This window comes from Bacillus sp. EB106-06-01-XG163, assembly GCF_058791615.1.
This window is the reverse complement of record NZ_JBYTDS010000018.1, coordinates 17,547-26,760: the sequence shown is the minus strand read 5'-3', so window position 1 is coordinate 26,760 and position 9,214 is coordinate 17,547. Positions and strand designations below refer to the sequence as shown.

The window sequence follows — 9,214 nt, the reverse complement described above, 5'->3', positions numbered from 1 at the left end:
AGCAGACCGATGAACGATAACTTCAAGAAAACCAATCGTATTTCAATGCTTCAGCAATTGCTGATTAATGGCAGTGAACAAACCATTATGATTAATGGTGATGACAGGAGTAATCCGCTGCTTTTGTTTTTGCACGGCGGTCCCGGCACTCCTCAAATCGGCTATGCGAGAAAATACCAGAATAAGCTGGAAAAGCATTTCACCGTTGTGAACTGGGATCAGAGAGGGGCGGGTCTCTCTTATTCAAAGGAAATTCCGGGCTCATCTATGACCTTGGATCAGCTGACAGCCGATACCATTCATTTGACCGAACGCCTATGCAAGCAATTCAGCAGGCAAAAAATATATATCGCCGGCTATTCGTGGGGTTCAGTTCTGGCGCTTCATGTTCTTCAAGAGAGACCTGATTTGTATTATGGGTATATCGGTATCAGTCAGGTGGTTAATATTCAAAAGGAAGAAATGGAAGCTTACCGGCTGATGATGGAATGGAGCAGGCAACGCAAACATTTCCTGCTGGAAAAGACGCTGCGCTTTATCGGAGCGCCTCCATGGGAGAAACAGCTGCAGCGATCGTTATTTCTGCTTTGTATCGAGATGAGGGGAGGGGGCTTTACCCATCATCCGATCGGTGCTCTTAAAGCAGGGGGGCGAATGCTGTTTGGTGAACCGTACGGTGTGAGGGGGAGCTTCTTAGCCGCGCGGGGGCAAATGTTCAGCCTGAAACACCTGTGGGAGGATCTCATTTTCTTTGATGCCGGAGAATCAGTTTCTTCTATTATAATACCGTGCTGTTTTATGTCAGGGAGATACGATTTGACGGTCCCGGGGACGACGTCTTATGAATATTATCAGAAGGTTGATGCGCCGTATAAAGAATGGCATTGGTTTGAGAACTCAGCCCATTCGCCTCACTTGGAGGAACCGGATCGCTTTGCCGAAGTTGTCAGCCGGTTCGCATCGTTCCATCTCTGAAAGAAAACAGGCATATCCTTGATTAATCATGGTATCACCTGTATAATAATCAAAGTGTGAAAACCACAAGGTTCTTTAAATAAACCTTGCAACATGCGTCTATTTTCTGTATAATAGTGTATGTTGGTCTTTGACTGCGATGAAGTGAGAGGTTGCTGACACACCCGGCCGCTTTGCCATGGCAAGGTGATCAGGTTTTTCTCACGGAGAACTGTCTAACGTGATGTAGGCGAAAAGGAGGGAAAATAATGGCAAAACAAAAAATTCGTATTCGTTTAAAAGCATATGATCATAGAATCCTTGATCAATCTGCAGAGAAGATTGTTGAAACGGCAAAACGTTCTGGTGCCAGCGTATCTGGTCCGATTCCGTTGCCAACTGAAAAATCAGTTTACACAATCCTTCGTGCGGTGCACAAATACAAAGATTCTCGTGAGCAATTTGAAATGCGTACACATAAACGTTTAATCGACATTGTGAACCCAACACCACAAACTGTTGATGCTCTCATGCGATTAGACTTACCATCTGGTGTCGATATCGAAATCAAACTTTAATTCTAAAATATAGAATGATCTTAATAGGAGGTGTGACGAATGACCAAAGGAATCTTAGGAAGAAAAATTGGTATGACGCAAGTATTCGCAGAGAACGGTGATCTTATCCCGGTAACTGTTATTGAAGCAGCTCCAAACGTTGTTCTTCAAAAGAAAACAGCTGAAAATGATGGCTATGAAGCGATCCAGCTTGGTTTTGACGATAAGCGTGAAAAGCTTTCAAACAAACCGGAAAAAGGACACGTTGCAAAAGCGGAAACTGCTCCTAAGCGCTTCGTTAAAGAATTACGCGGCGTGGATATGGATGCGTATGAAATTGGTCAGGAAGTCAAGGTTGAAATTTTCTCTGCAGGAGAAATCGTAGATGTAACAGGAGTATCTAAAGGTAAAGGTTTCCAAGGTGCAATCAAGCGCCACGGACAATCTCGCGGACCTATGTCTCACGGTTCACGCTACCACCGTCGTCCTGGTTCAATGGGACCTGTAGATCCTAACCGTGTATTCAAAGGTAAACTATTACCTGGACGCATGGGCGGAGATCAAATCACTGTCCAAAACCTTGAAATCGTAAAAGTAGATGCTGAGCGCAATCTTCTTTTGATTAAAGGTAACGTACCTGGTGCGAGAAAAACTTTAATCACTGTTAAAAGTGCTGTTAAATCTAAATAAGTCTCTTAGGAAAGGAGGAAATTGATCATGCCAAAAGTAGCATTATACAACCAAAACGGTTCTACTGCTGGTGATATCGAATTAAACGCGTCTGTATTTGGAATTGAGCCAAATGAGAGCGTAGTATTCGACGCTATTCTTATGCAAAGAGCTTCCTTACGTCAAGGATCTCACAAAGTAAAAAATCGTTCTGAAGTACGCGGCGGAGGTCGCAAACCATGGCGTCAAAAAGGTACAGGTCGTGCCCGTCAAGGTTCAATCCGTTCACCGCAATGGCGCGGAGGTGGTGTCGTATTCGGCCCAACACCACGCAGCTATTCTTACAAATTACCTAAAAAAGTTCGCCGCTTGGCAATCAAATCAGTATTGTCTTCTAAAGTGAACGACAACAACATTATTGTTCTTGAAGATCTTACTCTTGATACGGTTAAAACAAAAGAAATGGCAGCTATCCTTAAAGGATTATCTGTTGAGAAAAAAGCTTTAATCGTAACTGCGGATGCAAACGAAGCAGTATCTCTTTCTGCACGCAACATCCCTGGAGTTACAGTTGTTCAAGCTAACGGAATCAACGTGTTAGACGTTGTCAACCACGAGAAGCTTCTGATTACAAAAGCTGCGGTTGAAAAAGTAGAGGAGGTGCTTGCATAATGAAAGATCCTCGTGATGTTCTTAAGCGCCCCGTCATTACTGAACGTTCTGCTGATTTAATGACTGAAAAAAAATATACTTTTGAAGTTGATGTAAGAGCTAATAAAACAGAAGTGAAAGATGCAGTTGAAAGTATCTTTGGAGTGAAAGTTGACAAAGTCAACATCATGAACTACAAAGGGAAATCAAAACGTGTCGGCCGCTACACTGGTATGACTAGCCGTCGCAGAAAAGCGATCGTAAAACTTACTGCAGACAGCAAAGAAATCGAAATTTTTGAAGCTTAATTATCTGTAAAAAGAAGGAGGGAAATTCAAAATGGCGATTAAAAAGTATAAACCGACCTCTAACGGACGTCGTGGCATGACAACTTCAGATTTTGCTGAAATCACGACTGACCAGCCGGAAAAATCCTTGCTTGCGCCCCTTCACAAAAAAGGCGGACGTAACAACCAAGGTAAATTGACTGTACGTCACCAAGGTGGCGGACACAAACGCCAATACCGTGTTATCGACTTCAAACGCGATAAAGATGGTATACCTGGACGCGTTGCTACAGTTGAGTACGATCCAAACCGTTCAGCTAACATTGCACTAATCAACTATGTAGACGGAGAAAAACGTTACATTCTTGCACCAAAAGGAATTCAAGTAGGTACTGAAATCATGTCCGGCCCTGAAGCTGACATCAAAGTAGGTAACGCACTTCCGCTTATCAACATCCCTGTTGGTACAGTTGTGCATAACATTGAATTAAAACCTGGTAAAGGCGGACAGCTTGTACGTTCAGCTGGTACATCTGCTCAGGTTCTTGGTAAAGAAGGCAAATACGTTCTTGTACGTCTTAACTCTGGTGAAGTTCGCATGATCCTTTCTGCTTGCCGCGCTTCTATCGGTCAAGTAGGTAACGAGCAGCACGAACTTATCAACGTTGGTAAAGCAGGACGCTCTCGCTGGAAAGGCATCCGCCCTACAGTCCGCGGTTCTGTAATGAACCCTAACGATCACCCGCACGGTGGTGGTGAAGGTCGCGCGCCAATCGGACGCAAATCACCAATGTCTCCTTGGGGCAAACCGACTCTTGGATTCAAGACACGTAAGAAAAAGAACAAATCTGATAAATTTATCGTACGTCGTCGTAAAAATAAATAACGGGGTTGTCTACGGTTCATTTCGGACCGTAGTGCAATCACGAAGGGAGGTTCCAAAATGGCTCGCAGCTTGAAAAAAGGACCATTTGTCGATGGACACTTGATGACAAAAATCGAGAAATTAAATGAAACGGACAAGAAACAAGTTGTAAAAACTTGGTCTCGCCGTTCAACTATTTTCCCACAATTTATCGGTCACACTATCGCAGTATATGACGGACGTAAACACGTGCCTGTATTCATTTCTGAAGACATGGTAGGCCACAAGTTGGGCGAATTCGCACCGACTCGTACTTACAAAGGCCACGCCAGTGACGATAAAAAAACAAGACGCTAAGAGAGGAGGCTTTTAAATGCAAGCTAAAGCTGTTGCAAGAACAGTCCGTATTGCTCCTCGTAAAGCACGTCTAGTAATGGACCTGATTCGAGGTAAGCAAGTAGGCGAAGCAGTATCTATCCTGAACTTAACTCCGAGAGCTGCTTCTCCGATCATCGAAAAAGTTTTAAAATCTGCTATCGCAAATGCTGAGCACAACTACGAGATGGACGCTAACAATCTGGTTATTTCTCAGGCATTTGTTGACGAAGGCCCAACGTTAAAAAGATTCCGCCCGCGTGCTATGGGACGTGCGAGCCAAATCAACAAACGTACGAGCCACATTACAATCGTTGTATCAGAAAAGAAGGAGGGATAAGTAGTGGGTCAAAAGGTAAATCCAGTCGGTCTTCGTATCGGAGTCATTCGTGATTGGGAATCTAAGTGGTACGCTGGTAAAGATTACGCTGACTTCCTGCACGAAGATTTAAAAATTCGTGAATTCATTAGCAAACGCCTTTCTGACGCTTCTGTTTCTAAAGTAGAAATCGAGCGCGCAGCAAACCGCGTTAACATTACGATCCACACTGCTAAGCCTGGTATGGTAATCGGTAAAGGCGGATCTGAAGTTGAAGCACTTCGTAAAGCCCTTAACAGCCTTACTGGCAAGCGTGTACACATTAACATTCTTGAAATCAAAAGAGCAGATCTTGATGCTCAGCTTGTAGCTGACAACATCGCTCGTCAACTAGAAAACCGTATTTCTTTCCGCCGTGCGCAGAAACAACAAATCCAACGCACTATGCGTGCTGGAGCACAAGGTGTGAAAACAATGGTTTCCGGCCGTCTTGGCGGAGCTGACATTGCTCGTTCTGAATACTACAGTGAAGGAACTGTTCCATTGCACACTTTACGTGCTGACATCGACTATGCAACATCTGAAGCTGACACAACTTACGGTAAGCTTGGTGTAAAAGTCTGGATCTATCGTGGAGAGGTTCTTCCTACTAAGAAGAAAACTGAGGAAGGAGGAAAATAATATGTTATTACCAAAACGCGTTAAATATCGCAGAGAGCATCGCGGAAAAATGCGCGGTCGCGCTAAAGGCGGTACTGAAGTACATTTTGGTGAGTACGGTATCCAGGCTCTTGAAGCTTCTTGGATCACAAACCGCCAAATCGAAGCTGCACGTATTGCGATGACTCGTTACATGAAACGTGGCGGTAAAGTTTGGATTAAAATTTTCCCTTCAAAACCTTACACTGCTAAACCGCTTGAGGTACGGATGGGTTCCGGTAAAGGGGCTCCTGAAGGCTGGGTAGCTGTTGTAAAACCGGGCAAAGTTTTATTTGAAATTTCTGGTGTGTCTGAAGAGGTAGCTCGTGAAGCTCTTCGTCTTGCATCTCACAAATTGCCAATTAAAACGAAGTTCGTAAAACGTGAAGAAATTGGTGGTGAATCAAATGAAAGCTAATGAAATTCGTGACCTTACCACTGCTGAAATTGAACAAAAAGTAAAGTCTCTTAAAGAAGAACTTTTCAATCTTCGCTTTCAATTAGCGACAGGACAACTTGAAAATACTGCTCGCATTCGTGAAGTGCGCAAAGCTATCGCGCGCATGAAAACTGTGATTCGTGAAAGAGAAATTGCTGCCAACAAATAATCACTGAGGGGAGGTCGTGAGCATGAGCGAACGTAACCAACGCAAAGTTTACCAAGGCCGTGTTGTTTCTGACAAAATGGATAAAACCATCACTGTTGTTGTTGAAACATACAAAAAGGATCCTATTTACGGTAAACGCGTAAAATACTCAAAGAAATTCAAAGCACATGATGAAAATAACCAAGCTAAAATCGGAGACATCGTAAAGATCATGGAAACTCGTCCATTATCTGCAACTAAGCGTTTTCGTCTAGTAGAAGTTGTCGAAGAAGCTGTTATTATCTAATAAAGTTCGGAATTCTTTTTCCGAAGGGAGGTAACAAATAATGATTCAACAAGAGACTCGTTTAAAAGTTGCTGACAACTCCGGTGCGCGTGAGGTACTTACTATTAAAGTTCTTGGCGGTTCTGGACGTAAAACGGCTAACATTGGTGATGTAATTGTTTGCACGGTTAAACAAGCAACACCAGGAGGCGTTGTCAAAAAAGGTGAAGTCGTAAGAGCTGTTATCGTTCGCACAAAAAGCGGAGCACGCAGAACTGACGGATCATACATCAGCTTCGATGAGAATGCATGTGTTATCATCCGTGACGACAAGAGCCCGCGTGGAACTCGTATCTTCGGACCGGTTGCCCGTGAATTACGTGAAAACAACTTCATGAAAATTGTTTCTCTGGCTCCAGAAGTTATCTAATGAAATAAATGCCTTACTCAAGGAGGTGCGATCAGGATGCATGTGAAAAAAGGCGATAAAGTAATGGTTATCTCTGGTAAAGATAAAGGCAAACAAGGTACGATCCTTGCTGCTTTCCCTAAAAAGGACCGCGTTCTAGTTGAGGGCGTAAACATGGTGAAGAAGCACTCTAAACCAACTCAAGCAAACCCTCAAGGCGGTATTTCTAATCAAGAGGCGCCAATTCATGTATCAAACGTTATGCCGCTCGATCCTAAAACAGGTGAAGTGACTCGCGTAGGATACAAAGTGGAAGATGGCAAAAAAGTTCGTGTTGCAAAAAAATCTGGGCAAGTCTTAGATAAATAGTATTTAAAGGAAGGGAGGTCTATCTCATGAACCGCCTTAAAGAAAAGTACAATAAAGAAATTTCACCTGCTTTAATGACGAAGTTCAACTACGACTCTGTTATGCAGGTGCCAAAAATCGAAAAAATCGTAATCAACATGGGTGTCGGTGATGCTGTTCAAAACGCAAAAGCAATCGACAGTGCTGTTGAAGAATTAACGTTTATCGCAGGTCAAAAACCTGTCGTTACTCGTGCGAAGAAATCAATTGCTGGATTCCGTCTTCGTGAGGGAATGCCTATCGGTGCGAAAGTAACTCTTCGCGGAGAGCGCATGTATGATTTCCTTGATAAACTTATTTCTGTATCTTTACCGCGTGTACGTGACTTCCGCGGGATTTCTAAGAAATCTTTCGACGGTCGCGGAAACTACACTCTTGGTATCAAAGAACAGTTAATCTTCCCTGAAATTGACTACGATAAAGTAACAAAGGTTCGCGGAATGGACATCGTTATCGTAACGACTGCTAACTCTGACGAAGAGGCTCGTGAGCTATTAACTCAAGTAGGTATGCCGTTCCAGAAATAATCAATGAAAGGGAGGCGAAATCGTGGCTAAAAAGTCAATGATTGCGAAACAACAACGTACACCAAAGTTTAAAGTGCAAGAGTACACTCGCTGTGAACGCTGCGGACGTCCGCACTCAGTCATTCGTAAATTTAAACTTTGCCGTATTTGTTTCCGTGAGCTTGCATATAAAGGACAAATTCCTGGCGTGAAAAAAGCCAGCTGGTAATCCCCAAGAATGGGAAGGAGGTAATTATATAATGGTTATGACAGATCCAATTGCAGATATGCTGACTCGTATTCGCAATGCAAACATGGTACGTCATGAGAAGCTTGAAATTCCTGCTTCTAAATTGAAAAGAGAAATTGCTGACATTTTAAAGCGTGAAGGTTTCATTCGTGACGTTGAGTTCGTAGAAGACAGCAAACAAGGTATCATCCGCGTTTTCTTGAAATACGGACAAAACAACGAGCGCGTTATCACTGGTCTTAAAAGAATCAGCAAACCAGGTTTGCGTGTATACGCTAAATCAAATGAAGTACCTCGCGTACTTAACGGTCTTGGAATCGCGATTATTTCTACATCACAAGGTGTTTTAACGGACAAAGAAGCCCGTGCAAAACAAGCTGGTGGAGAAGTTCTAGCATACGTTTGGTAAGAAGTTTAACAAGAATGGAGGTGTTTTAGTATGTCTCGTGTAGGTAAAAAACTGCTTGAGATCCCTTCTGGAGTTACAGTAACGCTGAACGAAGGCAACACTGTAGCTGTAAAAGGACCAAAAGGAGAATTAACTCGTACTTTCCATCCTGATATGGAAATCAAAATTGAGGACAACGTGCTTACAGTTACTCGTCCTTCTGATCACAAAGAGCACCGTGCGCTGCATGGTACGACTCGCAGTCTGCTTGGAAACATGGTTGAAGGCGTATCTAAAGGATTTGAAAGAGGTTTGGAATTAGTCGGTGTCGGTTATCGTGCGGCTAAATCCGGAAACAAACTTGTTTTAAACGTTGGATACTCTCACCCTGTTGAGATCGTTCCTGAAGAGGGCATCGAAATCGAAGTTCCTTCTCAAACTAAAGTAGTTGTAAAAGGTACAGACAAAGAGCGTGTAGGAGCTATCGCTGCTAACATCCGCGCTGTACGTTCTCCAGAGCCTTACAAAGGTAAAGGAATCCGCTACGAAGGTGAAGTTGTTCGCCGTAAAGAAGGTAAATCTGCTAAGTAAGACCGCTTAAAGTGAAGAAAGGAGTGACCTAAGGATGATTACGAAAACTAGCAAAAATGCTGCTCGTCAAAAAAGACATGCCCGTGTTCGTGCTAAACTTTCAGGCACAGCTGAAAGACCTCGTCTGAATGTGTTCCGTTCAAACAAACACATTTATGCTCAAATCATCGATGATGTAAATGGCGTTACACTTGCTAGTGCCTCTACTCTCGATAAAGATTTGAACGTGGAAAGCACTGGTGACAGCGCTGCTGCTGCTAAAGTCGGTGAACTCGTTGCGAAACGCGCTTCTGAGAAAGGTGTTTCTGACGTAGTATTTGACCGCGGCGGATACTTATACCATGGACGTGTAAAAGCTCTGGCCGATGCAGCTCGTGAAGCCGGACTGAAATTTTAATAAAAAAAGGAGGGAC

19 protein-coding genes are annotated in these 9,214 nt (G+C 43.4%); all 19 read left to right on the top strand.

Features of this window, described 5'->3' with window-relative positions; all coding sequences use genetic code 11:
- The first annotated feature begins 9 nt into the window (after window positions 1-9).
- Window positions 10-975, top strand: a complete 966-nt coding sequence (locus AC3WTF_RS17645) for an alpha/beta fold hydrolase (RefSeq protein WP_032867227.1) — start codon at window positions 10-12, stop codon at window positions 973-975.
- Between the two features lie 248 nt (window positions 976-1,223).
- Window positions 1,224-1,532, top strand: coding sequence for a 30S ribosomal protein S10 (gene rpsJ / locus AC3WTF_RS17640; RefSeq protein WP_003156464.1), 309 nt, complete (start codon window positions 1,224-1,226; stop codon window positions 1,530-1,532).
- 39 nt (window positions 1,533-1,571) lie between these two features.
- Window positions 1,572-2,201, top strand: a complete 630-nt coding sequence (gene rplC, locus AC3WTF_RS17635) for a 50S ribosomal protein L3 (protein WP_007410402.1) — start codon at window positions 1,572-1,574, stop codon at window positions 2,199-2,201.
- 27 nt (window positions 2,202-2,228) lie between these two features.
- Complete coding sequence (gene rplD / locus AC3WTF_RS17630) at window positions 2,229-2,852, top strand: 50S ribosomal protein L4 (RefSeq protein WP_007615239.1); 624 nt, start codon at window positions 2,229-2,231, stop codon at window positions 2,850-2,852.
- Entirely contained in the window at window positions 2,852-3,139 is a 288-nt protein-coding gene (rplW, locus tag AC3WTF_RS17625; RefSeq protein WP_003156467.1) for a 50S ribosomal protein L23, read from the top strand. Before rplD ends, rplW begins: the two co-directional genes overlap by 1 nt.
- A 31-nt stretch (window positions 3,140-3,170) precedes the next feature.
- Window positions 3,171-4,004 carry a 50S ribosomal protein L2 gene (gene rplB, locus AC3WTF_RS17620; protein ID WP_003156470.1) on the top strand — a complete coding sequence of 278 codons (834 nt, stop codon included), beginning with the start codon at window positions 3,171-3,173 and terminating at the stop codon, window positions 4,002-4,004.
- 57 nt (window positions 4,005-4,061) lie between these two features.
- Window positions 4,062-4,340: a 30S ribosomal protein S19 gene (gene rpsS, locus AC3WTF_RS17615; protein WP_003156472.1), complete on the top strand. Its 279-nt coding sequence runs from the start codon at window positions 4,062-4,064 to the stop codon at window positions 4,338-4,340.
- A 16-nt stretch (window positions 4,341-4,356) separates the two neighbouring features.
- On the top strand, window positions 4,357-4,698 hold the full coding sequence (gene rplV, locus AC3WTF_RS17610) for a 50S ribosomal protein L22 (RefSeq protein ID WP_003156475.1): 342 nt from the start codon (window positions 4,357-4,359) through the stop codon (window positions 4,696-4,698).
- Window positions 4,699-4,701: 3 nt separating this feature from the next.
- Entirely contained in the window at window positions 4,702-5,358 is a 657-nt protein-coding gene (gene rpsC, locus AC3WTF_RS17605; protein ID WP_003156476.1) for a 30S ribosomal protein S3, read from the top strand.
- Between the two features lies 1 nt (window position 5,359).
- Complete coding sequence (gene rplP / locus AC3WTF_RS17600; RefSeq protein ID WP_003156478.1) at window positions 5,360-5,794, top strand: 50S ribosomal protein L16; 435 nt, start codon at window positions 5,360-5,362, stop codon at window positions 5,792-5,794.
- A complete protein-coding gene (gene rpmC, locus AC3WTF_RS17595) occupies window positions 5,784-5,984 on the top strand; it encodes a 50S ribosomal protein L29 (protein ID WP_003156482.1) in 201 nt (66 codons plus the stop codon). Before rplP ends, rpmC begins: the two co-directional genes overlap by 11 nt.
- A 22-nt stretch (window positions 5,985-6,006) precedes the next feature.
- Window positions 6,007-6,270, top strand: coding sequence for a 30S ribosomal protein S17 (gene rpsQ, locus AC3WTF_RS17590; RefSeq protein ID WP_003156484.1), 264 nt, complete (start codon window positions 6,007-6,009; stop codon window positions 6,268-6,270).
- A 40-nt stretch (window positions 6,271-6,310) separates the two neighbouring features.
- Entirely contained in the window at window positions 6,311-6,679 is a 369-nt protein-coding gene (gene rplN, locus AC3WTF_RS17585; protein WP_007410404.1) for a 50S ribosomal protein L14, read from the top strand.
- 36 nt (window positions 6,680-6,715) lie between these two features.
- Window positions 6,716-7,027, top strand: a complete 312-nt coding sequence (gene rplX / locus AC3WTF_RS17580) for a 50S ribosomal protein L24 (RefSeq protein WP_003156486.1) — start codon at window positions 6,716-6,718, stop codon at window positions 7,025-7,027.
- 26 nt (window positions 7,028-7,053) lie between these two features.
- Window positions 7,054-7,593, top strand: a complete 540-nt coding sequence (rplE, locus tag AC3WTF_RS17575) for a 50S ribosomal protein L5 (protein WP_003156487.1) — start codon at window positions 7,054-7,056, stop codon at window positions 7,591-7,593.
- Between the two features lie 22 nt (window positions 7,594-7,615).
- Window positions 7,616-7,801, top strand: coding sequence for a 30S ribosomal protein S14 (gene rpsN / locus AC3WTF_RS17570; protein WP_003156488.1), 186 nt, complete (start codon window positions 7,616-7,618; stop codon window positions 7,799-7,801).
- A gap of 31 nt (window positions 7,802-7,832) precedes the next feature.
- Window positions 7,833-8,231, top strand: a complete 399-nt coding sequence (gene rpsH / locus AC3WTF_RS17565; RefSeq protein WP_003156489.1) for a 30S ribosomal protein S8 — start codon at window positions 7,833-7,835, stop codon at window positions 8,229-8,231.
- A 30-nt stretch (window positions 8,232-8,261) separates the two neighbouring features.
- On the top strand, window positions 8,262-8,801 hold the full coding sequence (gene rplF, locus AC3WTF_RS17560) for a 50S ribosomal protein L6 (RefSeq protein WP_003156490.1): 540 nt from the start codon (window positions 8,262-8,264) through the stop codon (window positions 8,799-8,801).
- Window positions 8,802-8,835: 34 nt separating this feature from the next.
- Entirely contained in the window at window positions 8,836-9,198 is a 363-nt protein-coding gene (rplR, locus tag AC3WTF_RS17555; RefSeq protein ID WP_003156492.1) for a 50S ribosomal protein L18, read from the top strand.
- Window positions 9,199-9,214: the final 16 nt, after the last annotated feature.

Bases quoted from the DNA above. Each gene is read 5' to 3' on its own strand.
- AC3WTF_RS17645 (WP_032867227.1), top strand. From the start codon at position 10: ATGAACGATAACTTCAAGAAAACCAATCGTATTTCAATGCTTCAGCAA.
- rpsJ (WP_003156464.1), top strand. From the start codon at position 1,224: ATGGCAAAACAAAAAATTCGTATTCGTTTAAAAGCATATGATCATAGA.
- rplC (WP_007410402.1), top strand. From the start codon at position 1,572: ATGACCAAAGGAATCTTAGGAAGAAAAATTGGTATGACGCAAGTATTC.
- rplD (WP_007615239.1), top strand. From the start codon at position 2,229: ATGCCAAAAGTAGCATTATACAACCAAAACGGTTCTACTGCTGGTGAT.
- rplW (WP_003156467.1), top strand. From the start codon at position 2,852: ATGAAAGATCCTCGTGATGTTCTTAAGCGCCCCGTCATTACTGAACGT.
- rplB (WP_003156470.1), top strand. From the start codon at position 3,171: ATGGCGATTAAAAAGTATAAACCGACCTCTAACGGACGTCGTGGCATG.
- rpsS (WP_003156472.1), top strand. From the start codon at position 4,062: ATGGCTCGCAGCTTGAAAAAAGGACCATTTGTCGATGGACACTTGATG.
- rplV (WP_003156475.1), top strand. From the start codon at position 4,357: ATGCAAGCTAAAGCTGTTGCAAGAACAGTCCGTATTGCTCCTCGTAAA.
- rplP (WP_003156478.1), top strand. From the start codon at position 5,360: ATGTTATTACCAAAACGCGTTAAATATCGCAGAGAGCATCGCGGAAAA.
- rpmC (WP_003156482.1), top strand. From the start codon at position 5,784: ATGAAAGCTAATGAAATTCGTGACCTTACCACTGCTGAAATTGAACAA.
- rpsQ (WP_003156484.1), top strand. From the start codon at position 6,007: ATGAGCGAACGTAACCAACGCAAAGTTTACCAAGGCCGTGTTGTTTCT.
- rplN (WP_007410404.1), top strand. From the start codon at position 6,311: ATGATTCAACAAGAGACTCGTTTAAAAGTTGCTGACAACTCCGGTGCG.
- rplX (WP_003156486.1), top strand. From the start codon at position 6,716: ATGCATGTGAAAAAAGGCGATAAAGTAATGGTTATCTCTGGTAAAGAT.
- rplE (WP_003156487.1), top strand. From the start codon at position 7,054: ATGAACCGCCTTAAAGAAAAGTACAATAAAGAAATTTCACCTGCTTTA.
- rpsH (WP_003156489.1), top strand. From the start codon at position 7,833: ATGGTTATGACAGATCCAATTGCAGATATGCTGACTCGTATTCGCAAT.
- rplF (WP_003156490.1), top strand. From the start codon at position 8,262: ATGTCTCGTGTAGGTAAAAAACTGCTTGAGATCCCTTCTGGAGTTACA.
- rplR (WP_003156492.1), top strand. From the start codon at position 8,836: ATGATTACGAAAACTAGCAAAAATGCTGCTCGTCAAAAAAGACATGCC.